This window comes from Cellulosimicrobium funkei (assembly GCF_900155925.1).
Lineage (GTDB): Bacteria > Actinomycetota > Actinomycetes > Actinomycetales > Cellulomonadaceae > Cellulosimicrobium > Cellulosimicrobium funkei.
Genome location: NZ_FTMI01000007.1, coordinates 194,091 through 220,815 on the forward strand (window position 1 = coordinate 194,091; position 26,725 = coordinate 220,815).

At 75.0% G+C, this 26,725-nt stretch carries 17 protein-coding genes and 2 pseudogenes; 13 read left to right on the plus strand and 6 right to left on the minus strand.

Annotated features, from left to right (window positions below; all coding sequences use genetic code 11):
• Positions 1-44 precede the first annotated feature (44 nt).
• The 8 genes and pseudogenes from BXA05_RS17080 (at position 45) to BXA05_RS17110 (ending at position 8,035) form a co-directional block, all read left to right on the plus strand.
• On the plus strand, positions 45-689 hold the full coding sequence (locus tag BXA05_RS17080) for an SIMPL domain-containing protein (RefSeq protein ID WP_244550502.1): 645 nt from the start codon (positions 45-47) through the stop codon (positions 687-689).
• Positions 690-757: 68 nt separating this feature from the next.
• Complete coding sequence (locus BXA05_RS17085) at positions 758-1,480, plus strand: GOLPH3/VPS74 family protein (protein ID WP_076406292.1); 723 nt, start codon at positions 758-760, stop codon at positions 1,478-1,480.
• 163 nt (positions 1,481-1,643) lie between these two features.
• Positions 1,644-2,786 carry an acyltransferase family protein gene (locus tag BXA05_RS17090; RefSeq protein ID WP_170963193.1) on the plus strand — a complete coding sequence of 381 codons (1,143 nt, stop codon included), beginning with the start codon at positions 1,644-1,646 and terminating at the stop codon, positions 2,784-2,786.
• A gap of 349 nt (positions 2,787-3,135) precedes the next feature.
• Positions 3,136-3,762 (plus strand): 50S ribosomal protein L25/general stress protein Ctc, encoded by a 627-nt coding sequence (locus BXA05_RS17095; protein WP_061268693.1) that lies wholly within the window; start codon positions 3,136-3,138, stop codon positions 3,760-3,762.
• Positions 3,763-3,883: 121 nt separating this feature from the next.
• Positions 3,884-4,486 carry an aminoacyl-tRNA hydrolase gene (gene pth, locus BXA05_RS17100; RefSeq protein WP_034656376.1) on the plus strand — a complete coding sequence of 201 codons (603 nt, stop codon included), beginning with the start codon at positions 3,884-3,886 and terminating at the stop codon, positions 4,484-4,486.
• A gap of 163 nt (positions 4,487-4,649) precedes the next feature.
• Positions 4,650-5,768: pseudogene (locus tag BXA05_RS20800) on the plus strand (DUF1972 domain-containing protein); the annotation flags it as partial.
• A 198-nt stretch (positions 5,769-5,966) separates the two neighbouring features.
• A pseudogene (locus BXA05_RS20805) lies at positions 5,967-6,905 on the plus strand (glycosyltransferase); the annotation flags it as partial.
• Positions 6,902-8,035 carry a glycosyltransferase gene (locus BXA05_RS17110; protein WP_076406298.1) on the plus strand — a complete coding sequence of 378 codons (1,134 nt, stop codon included), beginning with the start codon at positions 6,902-6,904 and terminating at the stop codon, positions 8,033-8,035. The pseudogene BXA05_RS20805 and the gene BXA05_RS17110, both read left to right, overlap by 4 nt.
• Here BXA05_RS17110 and BXA05_RS17115 read toward each other — a convergent pair.
• Genes BXA05_RS17115 through BXA05_RS17130 form a run of 4 tightly spaced genes read right to left on the minus strand, consistent with a single transcriptional unit; the run spans position 7,966 to position 12,077 of the window.
• Positions 7,966-8,979, minus strand: a complete 1,014-nt coding sequence (locus BXA05_RS17115) for a glycosyltransferase family 2 protein (RefSeq protein WP_076406300.1) — start codon at positions 8,977-8,979, stop codon at positions 7,966-7,968. The two genes, BXA05_RS17110 and BXA05_RS17115, sit on opposite strands and share 70 nt — an antisense overlap.
• Complete coding sequence (locus tag BXA05_RS17120) at positions 8,963-10,282, minus strand: phenylacetate--CoA ligase family protein (RefSeq protein WP_143311192.1); 1,320 nt, start codon at positions 10,280-10,282, stop codon at positions 8,963-8,965. Before BXA05_RS17120 ends, BXA05_RS17115 begins: the two co-directional genes overlap by 17 nt.
• Positions 10,279-11,319, minus strand: coding sequence for a glycosyltransferase family protein (locus tag BXA05_RS17125; RefSeq protein ID WP_244550503.1), 1,041 nt, complete (start codon positions 11,317-11,319; stop codon positions 10,279-10,281). The genes BXA05_RS17120 and BXA05_RS17125 overlap by 4 nt, the downstream gene beginning before the upstream one ends.
• The gene (locus BXA05_RS17130) at positions 11,316-12,077 is read right to left on the minus strand and encodes a CDP-alcohol phosphatidyltransferase family protein (RefSeq protein WP_076406306.1); all 762 of its coding nucleotides are present in this window, start codon (positions 12,075-12,077) and stop codon (positions 11,316-11,318) included. Before BXA05_RS17130 ends, BXA05_RS17125 begins: the two co-directional genes overlap by 4 nt.
• 205 nt (positions 12,078-12,282) lie before the next feature.
• On the opposite strand from BXA05_RS17130, the gene BXA05_RS17135 reads away from it, so the two are divergent.
• The 3 genes from BXA05_RS17135 to BXA05_RS17145 all read left to right on the plus strand — a co-directional run bounded on the left by BXA05_RS17135 (position 12,283) and on the right by BXA05_RS17145 (position 18,436).
• Positions 12,283-13,263, plus strand: coding sequence for a glycosyltransferase (locus BXA05_RS17135; RefSeq protein ID WP_241005820.1), 981 nt, complete (start codon positions 12,283-12,285; stop codon positions 13,261-13,263).
• Positions 13,260-13,988: a hypothetical protein gene (locus BXA05_RS17140; RefSeq protein ID WP_061268687.1), complete on the plus strand. Its 729-nt coding sequence runs from the start codon at positions 13,260-13,262 to the stop codon at positions 13,986-13,988. Before BXA05_RS17135 ends, BXA05_RS17140 begins: the two co-directional genes overlap by 4 nt.
• 128 nt (positions 13,989-14,116) lie before the next feature.
• Positions 14,117-18,436 carry a LamG-like jellyroll fold domain-containing protein gene (locus tag BXA05_RS17145; RefSeq protein WP_143311193.1) on the plus strand — a complete coding sequence of 1,440 codons (4,320 nt, stop codon included), beginning with the start codon at positions 14,117-14,119 and terminating at the stop codon, positions 18,434-18,436.
• An 82-nt stretch (positions 18,437-18,518) separates the two neighbouring features.
• On the opposite strand, the gene BXA05_RS17150 is transcribed toward BXA05_RS17145, so the two are convergent.
• Both BXA05_RS17150 and BXA05_RS17155 read right to left on the minus strand, forming a co-directional pair.
• Positions 18,519-19,808 carry a hypothetical protein gene (locus BXA05_RS17150; RefSeq protein WP_061268685.1) on the minus strand — a complete coding sequence of 430 codons (1,290 nt, stop codon included), beginning with the start codon at positions 19,806-19,808 and terminating at the stop codon, positions 18,519-18,521.
• A gap of 18 nt (positions 19,809-19,826) precedes the next feature.
• Complete coding sequence (locus BXA05_RS17155; protein ID WP_061268684.1) at positions 19,827-21,290, minus strand: tyrosine-protein kinase domain-containing protein; 1,464 nt, start codon at positions 21,288-21,290, stop codon at positions 19,827-19,829.
• A 209-nt stretch (positions 21,291-21,499) separates the two neighbouring features.
• On the opposite strand from BXA05_RS17155, the gene BXA05_RS17160 reads away from it, so the two are divergent.
• On the plus strand, positions 21,500-22,843 hold the full coding sequence (locus BXA05_RS17160; RefSeq protein ID WP_244550504.1) for an MATE family efflux transporter: 1,344 nt from the start codon (positions 21,500-21,502) through the stop codon (positions 22,841-22,843).
• A gap of 110 nt (positions 22,844-22,953) precedes the next feature.
• Complete coding sequence (mfd, locus tag BXA05_RS17165; RefSeq protein ID WP_076406310.1) at positions 22,954-26,718, plus strand: transcription-repair coupling factor; 3,765 nt, start codon at positions 22,954-22,956, stop codon at positions 26,716-26,718.
• Positions 26,719-26,725: the final 7 nt, after the last annotated feature.

Genomic DNA, 26,725 nt, shown 5'->3' on the forward strand with positions numbered 1-26,725 from the left:
TGAAACGGGGGCGACCCCGGGCGGTTCGTGCGAACATGACGGCCATGAACGGCTCTGGGGTGACGACCACCGGTCAGGGAGCGGTGACGGCCACGCCGGACGTCGCCGTCGTCGAGCTCGGCGCCGAGGCGAGCGCGCCCGGCGTCCAGGACGCGCTCGACCGCGCCAACGCCGGGCTCGCCGCGGCGCGGGACGCGCTCGTCGCGCACGGCGTCGCGCCGTCCGACCTGCGCACGTCGCAGACGTCCACGTGGACCGAGCAGCGCGAGGACGGCCCCCGCACGACCGCCCGCCTCACGCTGCGCGCGACGCTGCGCGACGTGGGGGCGAGCGGCGAGGTCGTGCGCGCCGCGCTCGACGCCGCCGGCCCGGTGGGCCGGCTCGACTCGACCAGCCTCGCCGTGGGGGACCCCGGCCCGCTCGCGGCCGGGGCGCGCGAGGCCGCGTTCGCCGACGCCCGCGCCCGCGCCGAGCAGTACGCCCGCCTCGCGGGCCGCTCGCTCGGCCCGGTCGTCGAGATCCGGGAGGACGACGGCGCGCCCGCCCCGGTGGCGCGCGTCCTCGCGGCGAAGGCGACGAGCGACGCGCTCGTCGTGGAGCCGGGCAGCCAGGAGGTCCGCGCGACCGTCACCGTCCGGTGGGAGCTCGCCGACCCGGCGGACCGGAGCCCGGCGTCGCCGACGGCGTGAGACCTGCACCGGGCACCGGTGACAAACGGCAGGTGCCCGGCCCCGTCGCCCGGTCCTAGCGTGGACGCATGCTCATCCTCGAGGACTACCTGCTGCTCACGCTCGACGACGTGACCGGGAAGGCCGTCGTCGACGCCTCGTACCGCGAGCAGGTCGCCGCGGGCGCGCTGCTCGTCGAGCTCGCCCTGCTCGGCCGGGCCGACCTCGCGGGCGACGGCGACGGCGGCCGGGTGGGCCGCATCGTCGTGCGGGACGCGTCCCCGACCGGCAACGCGCTGCTCGACGAGGCGCTCGACGTCGTGCGGGCGCGCGAGGGCTCCACGCCGAAGGCGCTCGTCGCGCCGATCGCCAGGCTCCGGCCCGCCGCCCGCGCGGTCGAGGCGCTCGCGGAGCGCGGTGTCCTGCGGCGCGAGGAGGGCCGCGTGCTCGGCATCTTCCCGACGACGCGATTCCCCGCGGCGGACTCCCGCCACGAGGACTCGGTGCGGGCCGACCTGCAACGTGTCCTCGTCGAGGGGCAGGCGCCGGACGCACGCGCGGCGGCGATCGTCGCGCTGCTCGCCGCGACGGGCCAGGCCGGCCGGGTGCTCGCGGCCGGCGGCACGGACGCCGACGGCGGGCCCGGACGCACCGCCGCGGGGCGTCGCGACGTCGACGCCCGGGCGCGCGAGATCGCGCGCGAGAGCTGGGCGAGCGAGGCCGTGCGCGCGTACGTCGAGGAGGTGACCGCGGTGATCCTCGTCGGCGCGACCGTGGCCACGACCGTCGCGACGACCACCGCGACGGGCTGAGCGCACGATCTCGCCCGGGTGAAATGACGGCGAGGCCCTCGTGGCCGTCGCCGTCGCGAGGGTAGGTTCGCACGGTCCGCGTCGGTCCCGACGGCCGGGGGTCTCCCGGTCCGGTCGTGGCAGCGCCCGCGCGGTCCCGCCCGCAGCGTCCGGAGGTGACGACGTGCCCCGGCAGCAGACCGCCGAGCGAGTGCGCCTGCGCTGGCCCGACGCCGCGCGCGGCCTCGCGATCCTGCTCGTCGTCGTGCTGCACGCGACGCGCGCGCTCGGCGACCTCGACCTCTCCGGCGCCTGGGGCACGGTCCTGGCCGGGTGGGACCGGGTGAACGCGGCGCTCGGCACGATGCGCATGCCGCTCTTCTTCGCCGTCGCGGGCCTGTTCGCCGGAAAGTGGGTCCGCGGGCCCTGGCGCGCGCTGCTCGCCTCGAAGGTCGCGCTCTTCGCCTGGCTCCTGCTCCTGTGGCCGTTCGTCCGGGCGCTCGGCTACCTCCTCGGGGCCGTCGTCGCGGGCGACCCCGACCCGGTGCACGAGGCGCTCGTCGGGCTGGAGCTCCCGCCCGGCCTGGCGGACGACGGCGGCCCCGCCCTGCAGGTCGGCGCGGCCGCGCTCTCGGCGTGGGTGTGGCCGTCGGGGATCCGGTGGTTCCTCTGGGCGCTCGCGGTGTTCTTCGTCGTCGCGAAGCTCCTCTCGGGGCTGTCCCCGCGCGTGCAGCTCGTCGGGGCGGCGGCCGTGTCGCTCGCGGCGTTCGCGTTCGCGCTCGAGCTGCCGAACAACGCCTGGGACAGCGCGCCGAAGTACTTCGTCTTCTTCCTGGGCGGCCTCCTCCTGCGCGACCGCGTCCTGGGGCTGACCGAGCGCCTGACGCTGTGGACCGGCGCGGGCGTCGTCGCGCTCTGGGTCGCGGGCTGCGTGCTCGCGGCGCACGTGGCGTCGGGCGTCCTGCTGTGGGTCGTGTGCGTGCTCGGGGTGGCCGCGGGCATCGTGCTCGGCGTCGCGACGAGCGGGCTGCGGCCGCTGCGCGCGCTCGGGACGCGGACGCTGCCCGTCTACCTCACGCACATGCTCGTCATCCACGCGATCCTGCTCGTCGGCGGCGACGCGCTCGACGCCGTGCCCGCCCCGGTGGCCGCGCTCGCGCCGCCCGTGCTGGCGCTCGTCGCGACCCTGGCCTCGGTCGGCGTGCACGCCGTCGTCTCCCGGACGCCGGTCTACTGGCTGTACGAGCTGCCCCGGAGCCTCGCGCGCCGCCTCGCCGGCCGGCCCGCGCCCCGTCCCGAGACGGCCCGCGCCGACGTGACGCCCTGACGCCCTTCCCGACGACGGCCGCAGGCCTCGCGGCCGCGGCTCCGGGTCCGGCGGCGGGGAGCGGGTTTCCGACTCGCGCCGCGCCCGGGTACAGTTATCAGGTTGCCTCGGCGAGGGACGTCTGACGGCCGGCAGCGCTGGACCGGTGAGCACACCGGCGGCGCGGGACCGCACGTGTCAGCCAGACCTGTTGGATCTCCGTTATCGACTGGGCGGTCGTCCTCCTGCGCGCCCGTCACACGTCCCGCGCCGACGCAACCGCCCGTCCGGGAGGCCCTCTCACCGTCCGGACAGCCGACCGTCCCCCACTGGCGGCCGGCCCGCAACGCATCTTCCAGGAGTGATCCACGTGTCCGAGATCAAGCTCGCCGCCGAGGCCCGCACCGAGTTCGGCAAGGGCGCCGCGCGCCGCATCCGCCGCGCCGACAAGATCCCCGCCGTCCTCTACGGCCACGGCAGCGCTCCGGTGCACGTCACCCTGCCGGGCCACCAGACGATGCTGGCGCTCAAGCACTCGAACGCGCTCTTCTCCATCGAGCTCGAGGGCAAGGGCCAGCTCGCCATCGCCAAGGACGTCCAGCGCGACCCGGTCCGCAACGTCATCGAGCACGTCGACCTGCTCATCGTGAAGAAGGGCGAGAAGGTCGCCGTCGAGGTCCCGGTCGCCGTCACCGGCGAGTCCGCCCCCGGCACCATCCACCTCGTCGACCTGCAGACCCTCGCCATCGAGGCCGAGGCGACGCACCTGCCCGAGTCCGTCGAGGTCTCCATCGAGGGCCTCGAGGCCGGCACCACCGTCACGGCGGGCGAGGTGAAGCTCCCCTCCGGCGCGACGCTCACGACGGACCCCGAGCTCGTCGTCGTGACGATCTCCGTGCCGCAGGACAACTCGGCGGACATCGAGGCCGCCGAGGCCGAGGCCGCCGAGCAGGCCGCCGGCTCCGAGGCCGCCGCCGAGGCGACCGCGGGCGAGTGACCCCCCGCGCGGACGTCGTCCGCGCCATGCTCTCGTCGAGGCGTCCGGCACCCTGGTGCCGGACGCCTCGTGCGCGTCGGGAGCCGGGACCGTGCAGGACGTCAGCGAAGGAACGGTGCACATGAGCGACCAGCCGTGGCTCGTCGTCGGGCTCGGGAACCCGGGCTCCGGCTACGCCGGCAACCGCCACAACCTCGGCCACATGGTCCTGGACGTCCTCGCGGGCCGGGCCGGCGCCCGGTTCGCGCGGCACCCGCGCGCGCAGGCCGCCGTCGCGGAGGCGCGCCTCGGCATGCTGCCCGGCGGGCGCCCCGGGCCGCGCGTCGTGCTCGCGAAGCCCACGACGTACATGAACGTCTCGGGCGGGCCCGTGGCGGGGCTCGCCAAGTACTACGGGATCGACCCCGAGCACGTGGTCGTGGTCCACGACGAGGTGGACATCCCCTTCGGCACCGTCAAGCTGAAGATCGGCGGCGGCGAGGGCGGCCACAACGGGCTGCGCGACATCACCAAGGCGCTCGGCACGAAGGACTACGTGCGGGTCCGGGGCGGCGTCGGGCGCCCGCCCGGCCGCATGGACACCGCCGACTACGTGCTCAAGGACTTCAAGGGCACGGAGGCGAAGGAGCTGCCCTTCCTCCTCGACGACGCCGCCGACGCGGTCGAGATGGTGCTCACCGAGGGGCTGCTCGCGGCGCAGGGCAAGTACCACGCCCGCGCCTGACCCGTCCCGCCCGCCGAGGCCTCTCCACCCCGTCCCCGCCGGGGAAATCACCCGGGTGAGGCGCCGGGAACCCGGCCCCACGGGCCCCGCGCACCACTAGCCTCGCAGGAAGGCACAGGGCGGCAGGGCGGGAGTGACGGTGGCGGCGACGCTGAGCATCGCGATGGTGGGCACGCGCGGCGTCCCGGCACGGTACGGCGGCTTCGAGACGGCGGTCGAGGAGGTCGGCTCGCGCCTCGCGGCGCGCGGGCACCGCGTGCGCGTCTACACGCGCACGGGGAACACCGAGGACGTCGTCCGCGAGCACCTCGGCATGGAGGTCGTCACGGCGGGCGCGCTGCGCAGCCGCTCGCTCGAGACGCTGAGCCACACGGGCCTGTCCGTCGCCCACCTCGTCGCGCACCGCACGGACGCGGCCTTCGTCTTCAACGCGGCGAACGCCCCGTTCCTGCCGCTGCTGCGCGCGGCGCGCATCCCCGTCGCGACCCACGTCGACGGGCTCGAGTGGCGGCGCGCGAAGTGGGGTCCCACGGGCCGCCGCTACTACCGCGCGGCCGAGACGACGGCCGTCCGGTGCTCCGACGCGATCATCGCCGACGCCCGGGGCATCCAGGACTACTACGCGCGCGAGTACGGCGTCCCGTCGTCGCTCATCGCGTACGGCGCCCCGCTGCTCGACGACGACCGCGGCGCGCGCGTCGCCGAGCTCGGGCTGGAGCCCGAGGGCTACCACCTCGTGGTCGCGCGGTTCGAGCCCGAGAACCACGTGCAGGAGATCGTCGAGGGCTACGCGCGGTCCGCCGCGACGAAGCCCCTCGTGGTCGTCGGCTCCGCGCCGTACTCCGCGGAGTACACCGACCGGATCGACCGGCTCGCGCAGGGGGACGCGCGGGTCCGGCTGCTCGGCGCGGTGTGGGACCAGGAGCTGCTCGACGACCTCTACGCGTCCGCGTTCACCTACGTCCACGGCCACTCCGTCGGGGGGACCAACCCGTCGCTCCTGCGCGCGATCGGCGCCGGCGCGCCCGTCGTCGCGTTCGACGTGGACTTCAACCGCGAGGTCGTGCGCGACCCCGGCCTCTACTTCCGCGGCCCGCACGACCTCGCCGGGATCCTCGAGGACGCCGAGCGCGACGAGCTCGGGACGCTCGAGCGCGGACGCGCGAACCGCAAGCGCGCCGAGGACTACTCGTGGGACGACGTCGCCGACGGGTACGAGCGGCTCGCACACGACCTCGCAGCCCGGCGGACGCCCGGGCCCTGGCGGACCGCGCGCCGTCGCACCGCGGCCGGGGACCGGCGGGACGCGCCTCGCCCCGCCGCAGCCGCCGACGACCCCGCCCGCGACGACTCTCCCCGCCGAGTCCTGTTCGACGCCTACTGGTGGGACCGGGGGCCGTTCTCGAACCGGTCGGTCCAGCGCGCGCTCATCCACCACTGGCACGAGCGGTTCCCGCAGGACGAGCTCGTGCTCGCCGTCCGCGGCGGGGAGGGCGCCGCGCCGTCGGACCTGCCGCCCGGCGCGCGGACGATCGGGACGCGCCTGTACCCGCACGCGGTGTCGAACGCGGTCGAGCTCGGCCGGCTCGCGCGGACGGTCCACGCCGACGTCGTCGTCGCCCACAACTACACGCCGGTCGGGCGCGTCCCGACGGTGACGTTCGTCCACGACGTGATGTTCCGCGACCACCCCGAGTGGTTCTCGCGGACGGAGCGCGCGTACTTCGCGCCGATGATCCCGCTCCTGCGTGCGGCGGACGCGGTCGCGACGTCGTCGCGCACGGAGGCGGACCGCATCGAGGGCCGCTCCGGCCGCCCGGTCACGCCCGTGGGGCTGGGCGTGCCGCGCACCCTGACCGACGCCGTCCCGCGCCCGCCCGCGGGGATCGACCCGGGGCTCCCGTTCGCGCTGTGCGTGGGGCGCCTCAACGTCCGCAAGAACCTCGAGGCCGTGCTGCGCGCCGTCCCGCTGTCCGCGCGGCTGGGGCCCGAGGCGCCCCTCCTGGTCGTCGGGGGAGCCGAGCACTCCGGCGTCGCCCCGGACCTCCCGCCGGGCACGGACGCGCTCCTCGCGAGCGGTGCGGTGCGGCTGCTCGGCGCGATCGACGACGCCGAGCTCGCGTGGCTCTACTCCCGCGCCGCCGTCACGGCGTTCCTGTCGCGCGACGAGGGCTTCGGGCTGCCGGTGCTGGAGGCGACGCACTTCGGCTCGCCGCTCGTGCTGGCCGACACCCCCGTCTTCCGCGAGCTCGCCGACGGCCTCGCGCGCTTCGTCCCGCTCGACGCGCCGTCGCGCGACGTCGCGGCCGCGCTGGACGCCGCCTGGGGGACGATCCCGGACGCCGCGCTGCGCGAGCGGCTGCTCGCCCGGTACGAGTGGGACCGCGTGGTGGAGCGGTTGCGCGGGCTCGTCCCGTGACGCGGCCGCGCGTCGTCGTGCACCTCGCGCACGAGCAGGACCCGGTGGCGTGGCGGGCGCGGTACGCGGCGGGGGAGACCCTGGACCGCACGCCCTACGGCTACGACCTCGCCGCGGGCGCGGTCGACCTCGCGTGGAGCGTGTCCCACCGCGAGCGGCCGTCCGTGGCGCGCGTGCGGCGCGCGCTCGCGGCACGGCTCGGGACCGACGTCGTGCACGCGTGGCGCAACCGCGCGCTCCTGGGGAGCGCCGACGTCGTGTGGACGCACACCGAGCGCGAGCACCTCGCGGTCGGCCTCGTGCGCGCGACGCTGCCCCGACGCCGCAGGCCCGCTGTCCTCGCGCAGTCCGTGTGGCTCTGGGACCGGTGGGACGACCTCGGTCGCGCCCGCCGCCGTCTCTTCGCGGCCGTGCTGCGCGGGCACGCGGTCGAGGCGGTGCACAGCGACGTCAACCGGCGCGTGGCGCTCGACCGGGTGCCCGGTCGGCGGGTCGTCCTCGTCCCGTTCGGGACGGCACCCGCCACGGGGGAGGGGGGTGCCGCCGGGACCGACGGCCTCGGGACGGCGCCCGAGGTGCTGGCCGTGGGCAACGACCGTGACCGGGACTGGGCCGTGCTGCGCGCTGCGCTCGACCTGCTGCCCGGCGTGACCGCGCGCGTCGCGTCGCGGTCGGCGGCCGCGGCCCGGGTCGCGGTCCCGGGCCGGGTCGACGTCGCGCCCGCGACGGGCCGCGCCGAGCTCGCGCGGCTCTACGCGGGCTGCCGGGTCGTCGTCGTGCCGCTGCGCGAGAACCGGCACGCGTCCGGCGCGACGGCGTGCGTCGAGGCGATGGCGGCGGGCCGCGCGCTCGTCGTGACGGACGCGGGCGGGGTGCGCGACTACGTCGCGGGGACGCGGGCCCGGCTCGTCGCCCCGCACGACGCCGCCGCGCTCGCCGAGGCGGTGCGGCACGCGCTCGGCCCGGGGGAGGCGACGAGCGCCGCGGACGTCCGGGCGCGGGGCCTGCGGCAGGAGGACTACGTCGCGCGGTACGTGCTGCTCACGCGGGCGCTCGTCGCTCAGGCGGAGATCCCCGCCGCGGTCTCGTCGTTCGAGCCGGTCGCCGAGGAGGCGGGCCTGGCCCCCTGAGGCGTCGCGTCGTCGCGGGCGTACTGCCGGTGCAGGTGCCCGAACGCGCCGGCGACCATGCCCCGGCCCCGGTGGCTCGTGCGCAGGCCGCGCGCGTCGCTCTCCAGGTCGCCCGTCCAGCGGCCCCAGACGTGCCGGGCCGCGCCCGCGACGGTGCGTCCGGCGCCTCCGACGAGGGCGCGCGCCCGCGCGAGCGCCCGGCGCGCGGGGCCGCGCGCGAGGCGGAGCTCGACCTGCACGGCGCCGTTGCCGCCGTTGAACGCGCGCCGCATGGCCCACGCCCGGGTCATGCGTTCGGCCGGGACGAGGTCCTCCGCCTCGGACTCGTTGCACCACACGATCCGGCCGCCCGCGGCGACGAGCGCGCGCGAGAAGAGCGTGTCCTCGCCCCCGGCGAGGCCCAGCGTGACGTCGAACCGGGTCCCGAGCGAGCGCACCTGCCGCAGGTCCAGCAGGAGGTTGCCGCTCGCCGCGACCGGGATCTCGATCCCGGTCGGGCGCGGACGACGGCGGAACACGCCCGTCGCGAGCAGCCACGGGTCGGGCTCGTGCGCGAACACGGAGATCACGCGGCCCATGACGGCCGCCGGGCGACCCGTCTCGCGCCACGTGTCCACGAGGGCCGCGAGCCACCGCTCGCGCGGGCGCTCGTCGTCGTCGAGGAACGCGAGCAGGTCGGCGTCGGCCGTCTCGTCGAGCGCGCGGTCGCGCACGGCGGCGATGCCCGGGCGCGGCTCGACGACGTAGCGCACGGGCAGCGGGGCGTCGCGCACGACCTCCCGCGCCGACCCGGCGGGGTCGTTGTCCAGGACGAGCACCTCCACCCGGGCACGCTCCACCTCGGCCACCCGCTCGGGCAGCCGCGCGAGCAGCCCGGCGAGCGTGGCGGGGCGCCGGAACGTCGGGACCGCGACGACCAGCCGGAGCTCAGGAGGGGGCGTCACTGCGGATGAACCTCATCTTCCCGCCCACCTGCGGGATGTGGTCGACGAGCTCGAGCGTCACCGGCACGAGCCCGCGCGTCGCGCGGCGCAGCGTCGCGAGGGCCCGCTCGATGTCGGCGCGCTCGTCGCTCGCCGGGATGCAGCGCAGCGTCACGGCGTAGTCGCGGCCCTGCACGATCTCGAACTGCCGCACCGAGAGCGGTGCGTGGTCGAAGATGTGGCCGAGCGCCCCGGCGATGGTCGTCCCGTCCGGGAGGCGGACGGCGTCGGAGGCCCGCCCCGAGACCGCGCCGAGCCGGGGCAGGGACCGCCCGCACGCGCACGTCTCGCGGTGGATGCTGCTCACGTCGCCGAGGCGGTACCGCACCACGGGGAAGACGCGGTTCGTCAGGTCGGTGACGACGACGTTGCCCTCCTGCCCGTCGGGGACCGGACGGTCGTCGTCGTCGAGGACCTCGACGCGGCGCACGTCCCAGAACACGTGCATCCCGGACTGCTCGGCGCACTCGCCGGCGATCCACGGCACCTCGGCGCTGCGGTAGTGGTCGTAGACGGGCGCCCGGAGCGCCGTCGCGATCTCCGCGCGGACGCCCGGGGCGAGCGGCGCGGCGGTGACCGCGACCGCGCGCGGCGGCGCGAGCTCGATGCCGAGCCGTCCCGTGCGCCGGACCAGCTCCAGCACGCCCCCGCCGTAGCCCAGCAGGAAGGGCGGCCGCAGCCGGTTCCAGCGGCGCGCGAACTCGGTGACCGTCTCGTCGGTGATGCGGAACGCGTCGAGCTGCACGCGGCGGCTCGGGAGCCACTGCAGGTCGTGGCGGACGCGCGCGAGGCCCTCCAGCATGTGCCGGGTGATGATCCCGCGGTCCTCCCACGGCTCGACGCCCCACCACCGGAACAGCCGCCACTCGAGCGCGCGCGCCGGGAAGCGCAGGTCGCGCAGCACGTGCAGGGGGAGGCCCGTGCTGCCGCCCGTGCGCGACGTCGCCGACGTGCGGTCCGTCGCCTCGTCGGTGCGGATCGTGTCGAAGTGCTCGCGCAGGGCGGGCTTGTCGACCAGCGGGAGCGCGTCGAGCACCGCGTCGTCCCGGAGGTCGGCCGCGGTGATCCCGGCGTCGCGGTAGAGGTCCCGGTAGAACGGGCTGTGCTCGGACGCGAACCGGGCGTGCCGCAGGGCGCGCTCGCGCGAGAGCTGCTCCAGCGCCGCTGCCGGGAGGGCGTCGTGCCGCACGAACGAGTCGAGCTGGGCCGTGCTGTCCCGGCCCACGACGGCGGTCTTGGCGCGGAACGCCGCCTCGGCGATCACGCGGCCCCCTCCCGCCCGGCGCGGCGGCGCGACCGGCGGCCTGCGAGCGCGGTGCGGTAGGCGCGGGCGTGCGCCGCCCCCGCGTCCGTCCACTCGCGGCGCGACAGGTCCGGACGCGCGCCCTCCGGGATCGCGGCCGCCTCGGCGAGCGCCCCGACGAGGCGCTCGCCCGTGAGCCGGTCGTCGAACATGAGCACCCACTCGTCGCCCACCTCCTTCGCGAGGGCCTCGTTCACCGCGTTGCGCGGCACGAGGACCGGGCGGTCGAGCGACAGGGCGGCGAGCACGCTCCCGGAGTTGTGCATGAACCGGTAGGCCAGCACCACGAGCTGGGAGCGCGAGGCGAGGGCGACGAGCTCGTCGTCCTGAAGGAAGCGCAGGGTCAGCTCGACCCCGGGCAGGTCCGCGGTCTCCGCGCGCAGCGAGGTCTCCAGCTCGGCCGACGACGGACGCCCGCCGATCTCCAGGCTCAGGTCGTCGCGCAGGGCGCGCGCCTCGCGGTAGGCGCGCACGAGGTCGCCCACGCTCTTGTAGCGCCGCACGCCGCCGAAGTAGCCCGCCCGTCCGGGGACCCGCTCGTCCCGGGCGTACCGGGCGAACCAGTCGCGGTAGTGGCCGTGGAGGATCGTGGTGCGCGGCTGCTCCGGGGGCAGCTCGGTCGTCTCGTTGAGGACGATGCGGTGGTCCGTCGAGCGGTCGACGCGGACCAGGAGCCAGCGTGAGACGCGCGGGACGTCGGGCAGCTCGACGTTGTGGACCGTCCGCACGACGACCACGCGGCTCAGGCGGTGCCGCACGAGGATCGCGGCGACGAGCGCGTGCTTCGCGGCGGCCTTCCACCACGTGGTGCCCTCGAGCTTGCCCTCGGGCCAGTGCCAGTGGAAGACGTCGTAGCGGCCCACGATCGCCGTGCGCCAGTCGAAGCGCAGGTGCTCCACGGACGGCTCCGCCGCGAGGGCCGCGTCGAGCTGGGTGATGTACGGGTTCGTCGTCGGCCGCGGCGCGCGGAACGACTGCATCACCCGCACCGGCCTCACGAGCGGACTCCTGCCGTCGTCGCCGCGCCACGTTCGAGGGCCTGGAGCGACCGGTACCACCGCACGGCCGCGACGGGCAGGACGAGCGCGTTCACGACGGCGAGCGCGGTGTACACGACGAGGAACGCGGAGGGGAGCCACAGCAGCGCGAACGAGAGGCACAGGAAGCCGTAGTCGGTCGGGAGCACCGCGAGCGTGTAGAGCGGGTGCTCGCGGAGCCGGCCCCCGGTCCCGTGCGCGGCCCCGCCCGGCGAGCCCTTGGCGCGGCGCACCAGGTCGACCGCGACGATCCCGAAGAAGAACGTGCTGCTCACGACGCAGAACGCGAGCGGCACGACGAGCCAGCCGGCGTCGACGTCGTAGTACCGGAACCAGCAGACGAGCACCGCGAGGTGCAGGGCCACCGTCTTGAGGGCGTCGAAGAAGTGGTCGAGCCACTCGCCCGCCGCGCTCCCCGACCGCGAGAGCCGCGCGAGCTGGCCGTCCGCGGAGTCGAGGGCGTACCCGAGGACGAGGAGCACGACGGCCGCGAGCGACGACCCGAGCGTCGGCTCGGCGAGCGCGATGGTCGCGATCCCGGCGAGCGTGGTCGCTGCGCTGACGAGCGTCACCGCGTCCGGCGTCAGGCCGAGCACGTACGCGCCCGCGGCGAGCGGGCGGCCGAGGGGGCGGTTGACGAAGCGCGAGTACGCGGCCGCGCCGCTCGACGACTTCTGCGCGTCGTGCAGTCGCGTCATCGCCGCGCCGAACTCGGACATGGGCACCTCGCGAAAGAGACGGGGGGAGCTTCTGGGAAGCGGCGGCGACGGATTGTCTGCCCGCCCCCGACCGTGCCGAGAATCGTATCCAGGCGGGCGCGGGTGAACAGCGGGTGAGGTTGTATCTCGCCCGGGTGAATTCCGGCGTCACGGCCCGACGGCGGGCTTAGGATCGCCGCGACGGCCGACGTGCCAGGACCTGGAGGTGACGACCGTGGACGACGTCTCGGACGCCTCCGGCGACCTCGCGATCGTGGTCGTGAGCTACGGCTCCGCCGCGCTCCTCGAGCGCAACCTCGGCGCGCGCGGCGCGGTCGGGGAGGCCCGCGTGGTCGTCGTCGACAACCGGTCGACGACGCCGGAGCGCGAGCGGGTCTCCCGCCTGGCGGACGAGCGCGGCTGGGACCTGCTGACCCCGGCGGAGAACCTGGGTTTCGGCGGCGGCGCCAACCTGGGGATGCGCGCGGCGTTCGGCGCGGGCGCCGCCGAGGTGCTCCTGCTCAACCCCGACGCGACGATCGCCGCGGCCGACGTCCGGACCCTGCGGGCGGCCGTCCAGGACGACCGCCTGCTCCTCGTGTCCCCGGTCGTCCTCACGCCCGCCGGGCGCCGCTGGTTCGGGGGCCTCGACGTCTACCTCGACGACGGCACGTTCCGCGCGCCGTCGCGCCGCGACGAGCACCCGGGCGCCGCGCGCGTGGAGTGGCTCAGCGGCGCGTGCCTGCTCGTCACCCGGGAGGTCTGGGAGCGCACTGGCGGGTTCGACGACGCCTACTTCCTCTACTGGGAGGACGTCGACCTGTCCTACCGCCTGCAGCGCGCGGGCGGCCGGGTCGCCGTCGTCGAGGACGCCGTCGCGGTCCACGACGAGGGCGGGACCCACCGCGACGGCCGGCAGCGGCCGGAGGCCAAGTCGGAGACGTACTACTACTACAACATCCGCAACCGGATGCTGTTCGCCGCGCAGCACCTCGACGAGGTGTCCGTGCGGCGCTGGCGGCGCAGCGCGCCGGGCAACGCCCGCGCGGTCCTGCGGCGCGGCGGCCGGCGCCAGTTCCTGCGGCCGGTCGTCCCGCTGCGGGCGGCCTGGCGCGGGCTGCGCGACGGCCGGCGGGCGGCCCGGCAGGGCGCCGCGACGGCGGACCGGCGCGAGCCGGCACGGAGCACGACCGGAGGCGGACGATGAACGCGGAGAACGACGGCGCCCCCGAGGGCGCCACCCCGACGCGGCGGCCCTCCCGCCGTGCCGTCGCGGTGATCGGGGCGGCGGTCGCGCTCGCGGTCGCCGTCACCCTCGTCGTGCTGCAGCCGTGGCGGTCCGACGGCGACGAGTCCCCGGGCGGGACGGTCACGCCCGCGCCGGTCGCCTCCCCGGAGGAGAGCGGCGACGCCTCGGCGGACGCGACCGCGGACGACGCGGGCGACGGGGACGGCGCCGCCGCGGCGGACGGCGACGCGGCCGCCGGGACGGGCGAGACCGACGGGGCGGACCCCGCCGTCGTGCCCGTGGCCCCCGAGCTCGAGCCGGCCGCGCCCGACCAGACGGTCCAGGCGCCCGACGGCGTCACCGTGCGGCTCGCGCAGGTCGAGCACGTCGAGGGCGAGGCCGTGGCCGCGGGCGAGACCTCGGGTCCGGCCGTCCGCCTCACCGTCGAGGTCACGAACGGGACCGACGCCCCGCTCGACCTCTCCTACGCCGTGGTCAACGCCTACACGGGCGAGGACCGCGCGCCGGCCGGGCGCCTCGTGCAGCCCGGCGGCCGGCCCTTCGAGGGCGAGCTCGCCCCGGGCGAGAGCGGGACGGGCGTCGTCCTGTTCTCCATCCCCGACGCCGACCGCGACGACGTCACCGTCGCGGTGGAGTACGCGCCGGGCACGTCGACCGTGGTATTTCGCGGCGATCTGTCCTGACCCGCGCGGGAAGGGGCGGTAAATTTCGCCCGCTCGCGCCGTTCTGCGGCCGGTTCGCCGGCGCTACAGTCACAACGTCCGGCTGATGGACCGGCATTTCCGCGGGTCCGCGACGAAGAGAGTGACCCATGAAAAACAATGATGTGAGTCGGACGGTCGTCCAGGGCTCTCTTCGGGGCGCGCCGCCGGGACGGCGACGCGTCGTCGGCCGCGTCGCCGGGCTGACCGTCGCCGCCCTCGTCGCGACGGCCCTCGTCGCCCCGGCGGCCGGCGCGGTCGAGAGCGCGGCGCCCGCCGCGGCCCCCGCCGCCGTCGCGCCCGACGCGCCGGTCGCCGCGGCCGCCACCCCGGCCGACGCGACCGTCCCGGTCACGGCCGACCCCCTGCCCACGACCCAGATCGACGGGATCGTCTGGGCGCAGACCATCGTCGGCGGCCGCGCGTACGCCGGCGGCCAGTTCACCTCGGCACGCCCCGCGGGTGCGGCGGCCGGGACGGGGGAGACCCCGCGCGCGAACATCCTGCGGTACGACGTCGAGACCGGCGTGCTCGACGCGTCCTGGAACCCGGGCACGAACGGTCGCGTCCTCGCGATCTCGTCGTCGCCGGACGGCAAGCGGCTCTTCGTCGCGGGCGCGTTCACCGAGATCGCCGGCCAGACGCGGTACCGCCTCGCGGCGTTCGACACCGCGACCGGCGCGCTCGTCTCGAGCTGGAACCCGGGCACCAACTCCACGGTCTACGACATCAAGGCGACGAACTCCACGGTCTACATCACCGGCGAGTTCTCCAACGTCAACAACACCGCGCGCGCCCGCATCGCCGCGCTGGACGCGTCCACGGGCGCGCTGCTCGGCTTCGCGCCGGAGCTCGCCGGCGGGTACGGCGGCCGCGCGATCGAGATCTCGCCCGACGGCGCCAAGGTGGTCGTCGCGGGCTCCTTCACGAGCACCAACGGGTCGACGAACCCCGGCCGCGGCATGGCGGCCCTCGACGCGACGACGGGCACCGTGCTCCCGTGGGCCGTCAACTCCGTGATCCGCAACGGCGGCGACAACGCCGCGATCTACTCGCTCGCGTCCGACGGCGACAGCGTCTACGGGTCGGGCTACGACTACGGCGGCAGCAAGACGGAGGACGACTTCGAGGGCTCGTTCCGTGCGAGCTGGTCCGACGGGTCGCTCGTCTGGATGGAGGACTGCCACGGCGACACCTACTCCGTGTACCCGGCCGGTGACTCCGTCTACGTCGCGACCCACGCGCACTACTGCGGCAACATCGGCGAGTTCCCGCAGACGGACCCCTGGACGGTGAACCACTCGCTGGCCTTCGCCAAGGAGCCGTCGGACCGCAAGATCACGCCGGACGTCTGGGGCTACCGCAGCTTCACGGGCCAGACGGCGGGCAAGCTGCTGCACTGGTACCCGACGTGGAGCACAGGCAGCGCGTCCGGGATCTCGCAGGCGGGCTGGGACATCACGGCCAACGACAAGTACGTCGTGTACGGCGGCGAGTTCACGCGCGTCGCCGGGGCCCGGCAGCAGGGCCTGGTCCGGTTCGCGCGGCGCGACGTCGCCCCGACGAAGATCGGCCCGACGATCCAGGGCGGGCAGTACACCATCTCGACGCGGTCCCTCGTCAGCGGGAGCGTCCGTATCTCCTGGCCGGCGAACATCGACCAGGACAACGCCGAGCTGACCTACGAGCTGTACCGCCGCGGCACGACCGCCCCGATCTCCACGCAGAAGGCGTCGTCCACGTACTGGGTGCGCCCGACCATGGGCTACACCGACTCCGGCCTCGCGCCGGGCAGCACGGTCGAGTACCGCGTCAAGGTGATCGACGGCGACGGCAACTCCACGGTCTCCAACTGGACGCCGGTCACGATCGCGGCGCAGGGGTCGAGCACGGCCTACAACGACTCGGTGCTCGGCGACTCGCCGGTGAGCTACTGGCCGATGGGCGAGGCGAGCGGGAGCAGCGCGACCGACTGGGCGTCGCTGTCCGACCTCGCGCTCACGAACGGCACGACGCGGGGCGTCGACGGCAAGGACGTGCCGCCGACCGCGAAGGCGACGCGATTCTCGGGCGCCAACGGCGTCTCCGGGAGCACCCCGACCGCGACCACCGGACCGCAGCGGTTCTCCGTCGAGGCCTGGTTCCGCACGACCTCGACGTCGGGCGGCAAGATCGTCGGCTTCGGCAGCTCCAAGACCGGCACGTCGTCGAGCTACGACCGGCACATCTACATGAACAACTCCGGACGCCTCACGTTCGGTGTCTACCCGGGGACCGTCCGCGAGATCACGACGGCCGGCTCGTACAACGACGGCGCGTGGCACCACGTGGTGGGCACGCTCGACGGCTCCGGCATGACCTTCTGGGTCGACGGCATCAAGGCGGGCCAGCGCAGCGACACGACGTCGGCCCAGTCCTACTCGGGCTACTGGCGCGTCGGTGGTGACAGCCAGTCAGGCTGGCCGAGCAGCGGGAGCTCGAACTTCTTCAACGGCACCATCTCCGACGTCGCCGTGTACGACCGTGCGCTCACCCGTGGCGAGGTCTCCGACCACTGGACGGCGAGCGGCCGTCCCGCGGCCGGAGCCACCGCGCCGCAGGACGCGTACGGCCAGGCGGTCTACTCGCTCGAGCCGACGCTGTACTGGCGGCTCGGGGAGTCCTCGGGCTCGGTCGCGAAGGACTCCGGGCCCGACGCGTCCGACGGCTCGTACTCCGGGCCCGTGACGAAGTCGCAGACCGGCGCGCTCACGGGCGTCACGGACACGGCGGTGCGCTTCCAGCCGACGAAGAACGTCTTCGGCACCTGGAACGGCGGGCTCGTCGCGAGCCAGCGCAGCTACGCCAACCCGACCGTCTACTCGGTCGAGACGTGGTTCAAGACCGACACCACGACCGGTGGCAAGCTCATCGGGTTCGGCAGCAGCCGCACGGGCACCAGCTCCAACTACGACCGCCACGTCTACATGTCGGCCGACGGCAAGGTGAAGTTCGGCACGTACGACGGCGCGCAGCAGGTGCTCAGCACCACGGGGTCGTACCGGGACAACGCCTGGCACCACGTCGTGGCGACGCAGTCGAGCGCGGGCATGCGGCTCTACCTCGACGGCGAGCTCGTCGGGTCGAACGACAAGGCCGTGCCCGAGAACAACACCGGCTACTGGCGGCTCGGCGGCGACAACGGCTGGGAGGGCGACACCTACTGGAAGGGCTACCTCGACGAGGCGGCCGTCTACCCGGTCGCGCTCACGCCGGCCCAGGTGAAGCAGCACTTCCAGCTGGGCTCCGGCACCACGCCGAACGTCCCGCCGCAGGCGGTCGTGACGGCGCAGGCCGACGGGCTCACGGTGTCGGTCGACGGCTCGGGCTCGAGCGACCCGGACGGCACCCTGACCGGGTACGCGTGGGACTTCGGTGACGGCGCGACCGGCACCGGGGCGACGGCGACCCACACCTACGACGCGCCGGGGACGTACACGATCACGCTCGACGTGACCGACGACCGCGGGGCGACGGCCACGTCGACGACGTCGGTGCAGGTGCTCGCGCCGAACGTGACGCCGCAGGCGGCGTTCACGGCGTCCGCGACGGACCTCACCGTCGCGGTGGACGGCTCGTCGTCGAGCGACCCGGACGGCACGATCGCGTCGTACGCGTGGAGCTTCGGGGACGGCGCGACCGCGGAGGGCGCCACGGCCTCGCACACCTACGCGCAGGCCGGGACGTACGCGGTGACGCTCACGGTGACGGACGACCGCGGGGGCACGTCCTCCGTGTCGCACGACGTCGTGGCGACCGCGCCGGCGGAGAACGTCGTCGTGCGCGACACGTTCGACCGTGCGGTGACCTCCGGCTGGGGCACGACGACGTCGGGCGCGGCGTGGTCCGCGCTCGGCGGGGCCGCGGCCTTCTCGGTCGCGGACTCGGCCGGCACGCTGACGATGTCGCCCTCCTGGACGCGCGAGGCGCGCCTGGCGGGGGTCTCGGAGTCGCGGGCCCGCACCGAGACGACGTTCTGGTCGGACGTCGCGTCGGTGGGCGGGACGACGTCGGTCACGCTCGTCGGCCGGCAGGTCGGGACGAGCACGTACTCCGCGCGTGTCCGCCTCGAGCCCAACGGGCTCATGCGGCTGTACCTGCTCCGGGACGAGACGCTCCTCGGGAACCAGCTGCTCCCCGCGACGTACGCACCCGGCACGCGGTACACGGTGTCGATCTCGGCGGTCGGGACGTCCCCGACGACGCTCTCCGCCAAGGTGTGGCCCACGGCGGCCGGCCCGGCGCAGGCGTGGCACCTCGAGGCGACCGACACGACGGCGGCGCTCCAGTCGCCCGGCACGGTGAGCATCAAGGTGGCCGTGAGCTCGGCGTCCACCAACCCGACGACGCGCGTGTCGTTCGACGACGTCAAGGTGGTGCGCGAGCCGTAGGCCCGCCGCCCCTCACGTCCGCCGGTGCCCCCGGGTCCTCGACCCGGGGGCACCGGCGCGTCCCGGGGGCTTCCCGGGGGGCTCAGGGACTACCGAGCGGGGTGGCGCTGCCGCGGTCGGGCAGCGTGTACGGCGTCGCGATCGCCACGCCGAGCATGAGGACGGTGGCGGACACCGAGTAGAACGGGCTGAAGAGCAGGTCCCACGCGCACGAGAGCGCGAGGTAGAGCAGGAGTGCCGACGCCGCGTTGCGGCCGAGGTCGGCCAGCGTGCCGCGCCAGACGACGACGACGCACGCGACGGCGAACAGCATGCCGACGAGCCCGAACCGGATCCACTGGTCGCCGAGCACGGAGTGCACCTCGAAGCCCGACCCGAAGAGGTACTTCTCCACGTAGCCGTTGTTCGGGTCGTAGTTGAGCCGCGCCATCCCGGTCTTGGCGGTGAGCAGGTCCTCGAGGTTGGGCACAGCGCCTGCTCCGTACCCCCAGGGTCGGGCCGCGACGAGCGCGGTCGCGGCCCCCATCTCGGGCCGCCCGCCCGTGAAGACGGAGCCCGACGTCTGGATCTGCATCTCCGTGCGCTGCTGCGCGTCCGCGCCGAGGTAGCCGTCGAGCACGAGGGTCTGCATCCCGAGGAAGACGACGAGCGCGAGCACGCCGAGCTGCGTCGCGACGCGCACCCCGCCGGACCGTACGCGCAGGCCGGTGCGCATCGCCTGCCAGGCGACGAGGAGGGCGACCATGAGCATCGTCGTCGCCGCCGACCGGGAGTCGTTGACCGCGGAGACCCCGGCGAGCGCGAGGGCGGCGACGACCTGGAGCCCGCGCGACCGCGTGCTGAGGCACAGCGCGAGCACGAGCACGGTCACGGGCATGCCGAACGTGTACTTCCAGGGGTTGTCGGCGCCCCCCGTCCGGAGCACGGCCGCGGCGAGCGCGCCGACCCCGAAGAGGACGGCGACGGTCGAGGTCTCGAGGACGGCGCGGCACCACAGGAGCACCCCGGCGCCGAGGACGAGCGCCGAGAGCGTGATGAGGCCGCCACGCAGCGCCAGCGACGACAGCACGCGGTCCGGGGCGGAGAGCTCGGTGAGCAGGACGCCGCTGAGCAGGGCGAGGACGCCGAGCCCTACGAACCACCGGCCGGGCCGGGACCGGCGCACGACGGGGAGCCACACGGGGAGCAGCACGAGCCCGACGACGATCGCCGGGGTGATCCCCGCGACGGTCGGGACCCAGGCGCCGCACGCGAGGGCGGCTGCGCCGGCCGCGATCCGCGTCGCGACGTCGGACGCCCCCGGGAGGGGCTGCGGCGCCGGGACGGTCGTCCGGGGCCCGGTGCCGGGCTCGGCCCCGGCGCGCGCCGTCATCGCGTCGTCACCCGGTCGTCACGGCGTCGTGCGGCGGTCCGCGTCCTCGACGGCGCGCGGCGCCGCCGCGTCGTCGGCCGTCGCGACGGGGCGGACGTCCGCGGATCCGGTCTCGCGAGAGAACGCGCCGGGGATGCCGACCCGGGGGTCGTCGACGTAGTAGGCGCTGCGCCCGCGCGGCTTGACGTCGTTGAGCACGATGCCGATGACGTCCGCCTCGCCCCGCTCGAACTTGTCGACCGTCTGGCGCAGCCGCGAGATGCGGGTCTTGCGGGCCCGCGCGACGACGAGCACGCCGTCCACGGCGCGCGAGAGCCACAGCGGGTCGCTCAGCGGGAGGATGGGCGCGGTGTCGATCACGACGTAGTCGTAGTGCGTCCGCAGGTCGCCGATCACGGCGACGAGCCGCTCGGAGGACAGCAGCACGCCGGGGTTCGCGGGCAGGACGCCGCTCGGCAGCACGAAGAGGTTGGGGCGCGTCCAGGGGAGCACGATGTCCTCCTGGGCCACGTCGCCGACGAGCAGGTTCGTCAGGCCGACCGACCCCTCCAGCCCGGTGACGCGCGCGATCGAGGGCCGGCGCAGGTCGGCGTCGACGAGGAGCACGCTGCTCCCGTCCTCGGCGAGCGAGAGCGCGAGGCTGATCGCGATCGAGCTCTTCCCCTCGCCCGCGTCGCCGGAGGAGACCATGAGCACGCGGCGGCCGTGGTCGACGTCCGCGAAGCGCACGTTGGCGACGAGCGTGCGCACGCTCTCGGACGGGCGGCTGCCCGGCCCCGCGGCGACGACGGCGGGCAGCGACGTGCGCGACGGCACCTTGACGACCTCGCCGAGGAACGGCACGCCGAGCATCGACTGGATCGACGACGAGCTGACGACGCGGCGCGCGAGCAGCTCGCGCAGGACGGCGTACGTCACGCCGACGGCGAGGCCCGCGGCGAGGCCGACCATCGTGAGCAGGCGCGTGTTGGGCGCGATGGGGTTCACGGGCTGGCGCGCGGGGGCGATCGTCGTGATCCGCACGGCCGACGAGCTGTCGGCGAGCTGCGGCGACAGCTCGGGGACGGCCAGCGCGAGCTGGTCGCTGATGCCGTCGGCGATCTCGCGCGCGCGGTCCGGCGAGGTGTCGCTCACCGCGATCTCGATGACCACCGTGTTGAGCGGCGTGTTCACGCTGACGCTGCGGGCCAGGCGGGCGGGCGTGGTGTCGAGGCCCAGGTCCTCGATCACGGGCTCCAGCACGTACGGCGACTGCGCGAGCACCGCGTACGACGCCACGAGGTTCTGCACGTAGTTCGAGCCCTGCACGAGCTCGGCGGCGTTCTCGCCCTGCTCGGGGACGACCATCACCGACGCCGACGACTGGTACACCTTCGGTTCCGAGCGCGCGTAGCCGAACCCGGCGACCGCCCCCAGGACGGCGCACACGGCGACCACGACCCAGTGGCGCAGCACCGCGGTCACGTACTCGCGCAGCGTCATCTCTCGCCCTCCGCGGCCGGTCGGCACCGTCGGCGACGGGCCCTGCCGTCCACCGTAGTCGGGCGCACCGGACGGTCGCCGCAGGTCGGGCGGGATTCACCCTCCCGCGACGGTCGGATCTCGTGGAGAAGGTCCTAAGATCGTGAATTCCGGGCAGCGGGCCGGCGCTCGGGCCTGCGGGCGACGCACCGGGAGCACGAGGAGGACGAGTGGGCCTCTGGCGTTCGGTGACCGGCACGGCCGGCGCCAAGGTCGCCGTGATGGGCCTGGCGGGGCTCCTCGGGATCGTCACCAGCCGCCTCATCATCGAGCACTTCGGCGTCGCGTCCTACGCCCAGTACGGGCTGCTCAACGGGCTGCGCAACCTCCTGCCGTTCGCCGACCTCGGCATCGGCGCGGTCGTCATCAACGCCATCGCGGAGGCGTCGTCCCCGCGCGAGTCGGAGCGGGTCCACCGGACGCTGACGACGGCGCTGCGCGTCCTCACCGTCTCGGGCCTGACCATCGCCGCCGTGTGCGTGGCGATCCAGCTCCTCGGGTGGTGGCCCCTCCTGCTGGGCGACGGCCTCGTCGCGGGCGGGGACGTCGTCGCGACGCTGTGCCTCGTGGTGTTCGGGCTGTCGCTCCCGCTGGGGATCGGCATCCGGGTCCTCATCGGGCTCAAGCAGAACGTGCTCCAGACGTTCCTCCAGGGCATCGTGTCGCCGCTCTTCTTCGTCGGCGTCGTCGTGCTCGTCCTCGTCGGCAAGGGGCAGGGCGGCAACTACGTCGCGCTCGTCTCCTACGTCGCGGCCGGGCTCGCGTCGGCGATCACGGTGAGCGTCGCGGCGCGCCTGCTCGCGCCCCAGGTCGGCCGGGCGTTCCGCGACGTCCCGCGGCGCCGGGCCGTGCCCGGGGTGCCGGTGGCCGCGGTCGCGGTGCCGATGCTCGTGCAGTCCGTCGCGATGCCGGTCGCGATGCAGAGCGACCGGCTGCTCCTGTCCCACCTGTCGACGACGCAGGCGCTCGCGCAGTACACGTTCGCGACCCAGCTCTTCGGGCTCGTCATGCAGGCGATCATCGCGGCGGGGGTCAGCATGTGGCCCTACTTCGCGCAGGCGCGGGCGCGCGACGAGGTGATGAGCCCGTTCCGGATCTCGCTCGCGTTCCTCGCCGGGGGCGTGCTGCTGTCCACGGTGCTCGCGCTGTGCCTGCCGTTCCTCCAGGACGTGGTCGCCGACGGCAAGATCACCGTGCCGCTCGCGCTCGTCCTCGGCTACTGCGCGCTCGTCGCGGTCCAGGCGCTCAACTACCCGCCGGGCATGTACATGACCGACGAGCGCGGCCTGCGGTTCCAGGTCGTCCCTGTCCTGCTCATGACCGTGAGCAACGTGGCGCTCTCGTGGGTGCTCATCGAGCCGCTGGGCGCGGCCGGGCCGGTCGTCGGGTCGGCGGTCGCGATCCTCGTCTTCCAGGTGGTGCCGAACTCGATCTGGGTCGCCCGGGACCTGCGCGCCCGGCGGCGGGCCGCGGCGGCGGGGCGCTCGGAGGAGGCCCCGGTGGCGGGGGCCTGACGCACGCCCGCGCGCGGAACGATGTGGGTCCACGCGCGTAGTGTGGACGCCGGACCCGATCGCCCGCCCCGGTCGGGACCGTCGTCGTGCCCTCTCCTCGAAGGACCCCCATGAACCTCACCGGCATCCTGCCCGCGCTGCTCGCCGACCAGGCCGCGGCGGCCGCGGTCGAGCACGTGCGCGCCCGCGGCGAGGCCGACGTCGTCGGCCCGGCCGGCGTCCGCCCGCCGCTCCTCGCGGCGATGGCGGGGGCGCGCGCGACGGGGCCGGTGCCGGACGGCGACGCCCCGGCGTCGGGCGGCGGGGGTGGCCCGGCGTGGGCCGCGGGCTCGCGCCCGCTCGTGGTGGTGACCGCGACGGGGCGCGACGCGGACGAGCTGGCCGCGAGCGTGCGCGCCTACCTGCCGGACGAGCTGGGCGACGTCGTCGCGGTGCTGCCGAGCTGGGAGACGCTGCCGCACGAGCGCCTGAGCCCGCGCGCGGACACGGTCGCCAAGCGCATCGCGGTGTTCCGGCGCCTCGCGCACCCGGACCCGGAGGTCGGCCCGTCCGGTCCCGTCCGGGTGCTCGTCATGCCGGTCCGGGCGCTCCTGCAGCCCGTCGTGGACGGGCTGGGGGACCTCGAGCCGGTCGAGCTGCACGCGGGCACGACGGCGGACCTCACCGACGTCGCGGAGCGGCTCGTCGCGGCGGCGTACACGCGCGTGGACATGGTCGAGCGGCGCGGCGAGTTCGCGGTCCGCGGCGGCATCCTCGACATCTTCCCGCCCACGGAGGACCACCCGCTGCGCGTGGAGTTCTGGGGCGACGAGGTGTCGGAGATCCGCTGGTTCGCGGTCGCCGACCAGCGCAGCCTGGAGATCGCCGAGCACGGGCTGTGGGCGCCGCCGTGCCGCGAGATCCTGCTCACGGACTCGGTACGGGCGCGGGCCGCCGCGCTGGTGGAGGACCTGCCGGGCGCGACGGAGATGCTGGACCGGCTCGCGGCGGGCGTCGCGGTCGAGGGCATGGAGTCCCTCGCGCCCGTGCTCGTGGACCGCATGGTCCCGGTGCTCGAGCTCGTGCCCGACGACGCGCTCCTCGTCGTGGACGACGCCGAGCGCGTGCGCCGTCGCGCGCACGACCTGGTGGCGACCACGGAGGAGTTCCTCGCCGCGGCCTGGACGGGCGCGGTGGCGGGCGGCAAGGCGCCGGTCGACCTGTCCGCGGCGTCGTTCGAGACGTTCTCCGAGGTGCGCGCGGTCGCGCAGCGCCGCGGCCTGGGCTGGTGGACGCTGTCCTCGTTCGCGCTCGACAACCCCGACCTCGACGTCCCGCCGGGCGCCGACGGGGGCGCCGCCGGGAGCACCGACGGGAGCACCGACGCGGCGGGCGGCGGCTCGGGCACGACGGCCGCCCACGTCGGCGAGAGCGCCGACGGCGTGCCGACCTTCACGCTCGGTGCGCGCGACGTCGAGTCCTACCGCGGCGACGTGGCGCGCGCGCTCGACGACGTGCGGGGGCTGCAGCACGCGGGCTGGCGGCTCGTGCTCACGACGGAGGGCCACGGGCCAGCCAAGCGCATGGTCGAGCAGCTCGGCGCGGCGGACACGCCCGCGCGGCTCGTGCCGCGGCTCGACGACGAGCCCGAGGGCGGCATCGTCCTCGTCACGCCGGCGATGGTCGGCAAGGGCTTCGTCGCGCCGGGGCTGCGGCTCGCCGTCTTCTCCGAGGCCGACCTCACGGGCCGGGCGGGGACGAGCACGCGCGACATGCGCAAGATGCCCAGCCGGCGTCGCAACGTCGTCGACCCGCTCCAGCTCAAGGCGGGCGACTTCGTCGTGCACGAGCAGCACGGCGTGGGCCGCTTCGTCGAGCTCGTGCAGCGCACGCTCGGCACGGGCGGCAACGCCGCGACGCGCGAGTACCTCGTGATCGAGTATGCGTCGAGCAAGCGTGGCCAGCCGGGCGACCGCCTGTTCGTGCCCATGGACCAGCTCGACCAGGTCACGAAGTACACGGGCGGCGAGGCACCGAGCCTCAACAAGATGGGCGGGTCGGACTGGGCCAAGACGAAGTCCCGCGCGCGCAAGCACGTCAAGGAGATCGCGGGCGAGCTCATCCGCCTGTACTCGGCGCGCATGGCGACGCAGGGCCATGCGTTCGGCCCGGACACGCCGTGGCAGCGCGAGCTGGAGGACGCGTTCGCGTACGTCGAGACGCCCGACCAGCTCGCGACGATCGACGAGGTCAAGGCCGACATGGAGAAGACGGTCCCGATGGACCGGCTCGTGTGCGGCGACGTCGGCTACGGCAAGACGGAGATCGCGATCCGCGCGGCGTTCAAGGCGGTCCAGGACGGCAAGCAGGTCGCGGTGCTGGTGCCCACGACGCTGCTCGTGCAGCAGCACCTCGAGACGTTCTCCGAGCGGTACGCGGGCTTCCCCGTGACGGTCAAGGCGCTGTCGCGCTTTCAGACCCCCAAGGAGTCCGAGGAGGTCGTGGACGGGCTGGCCAAGGGGACGGTGGACGTCGTCATCGGCACCCACCGCCTCATCACGGGCAGCGTGCGGTTCAAGGACCTGGGCCTCGTCATCATCGACGAGGAGCAGCGGTTCGGCGTCGAGCACAAGGAGACGCTCAAGCAGCTGCGGACCAACGTGGACGTGCTCGCCATGTCCGCGACCCCGATCCCGCGCACGCTCGAGATGGCCGTCACGGGCATCCGCGAGATGTCGACCCTCGCGACCCCGCCGGAGGAGCGCCACCCCGTCCTCACGTACGTCGGGGCGTACGAGGAGAAGCAGATCGCCGCGGCGCTGCGCCGCGAGCTCCTGCGCGAGGGTCAGGTGTTCTACGTGCACAACAAGGTCGAGACGATCGAGCGCACCGCGGCGCGGCTGCGCGAGCTCGTCCCCGAGGCCCGCGTGGGCGTCGCGCACGGCAAGATGAACGAGCACCAGCTCGACCAGGTGATCCGGGCGTTCTGGGAGAAGGAGCTCGACGTCCTCGTCTGCACGACGATCATCGAGACGGGCCTCGACATCTCCAACGCGAACACGCTCATCCTCGAGCGCGCGGACATGCTCGGCCTCTCCCAGCTCCACCAGCTCCGCGGCCGCGTGGGCCGCGGGCGCGAGCGCGCGTACGCGTACTTCCTGTACCCGCCCGAGCGGCCCCTCACCGAGACCGCGCACGACCGCCTCGCCACGATCGCGGCCCACACCGACCTCGGCGCGGGCATGCAGGTCGCGATGAAGGACCTCGAGATCCGCGGCGCGGGCAACCTGCTCGGCGGGGAGCAGTCCGGCCACATCGCGGGCGTCGGGTTCGACCTGTACGTGCGCATGGTGGGGGAGGCCGTCGCCAACTACCGGGGCGACGGGCCCGAGGAGCAGCCGGAGGTCTCGATCGAGCTCCCGGTCGACGCGCACCTGCCGGAGTCCTACATCGCGACCGAGCGTCTGCGGCTCGAGGCGTACAAGAAGATCGCCGCCGCGGCCGACGCGCCGGAGCTCGCCGAGGTGCGGGCCGAGCTCGTCGACCGCTACGGCGCCCTCCCGGACGTCGCGTCCGCGCTGTTCGACGTCGCCGACTTCCGCAACCACGCCCGCCGGGCGGGGCTCACGGACGTCACCGCGCAGGGCAAGTTCATCCGGTTCGCGCCGGTCGACCTCCCCGAGTCGGCGCAGCTGCGGCTCAAGCGCCTCTACCCGGGCACGCTGCTCAAGCCCGCGATCCGGGCGATCCTCGTGCCGTACCCGACGACGGCGCGCATCGGCGGCCGCCCGCTGCGTGGCGCGGAGGTCCTCGGGTGGGCGCGCCAGCTCATCGACGCCGTGGTGCTCGGCGAGGTGAGCGCGGCCGCGACGGTGGGGACGTCGTCGGCCCGCTGACGCGCGG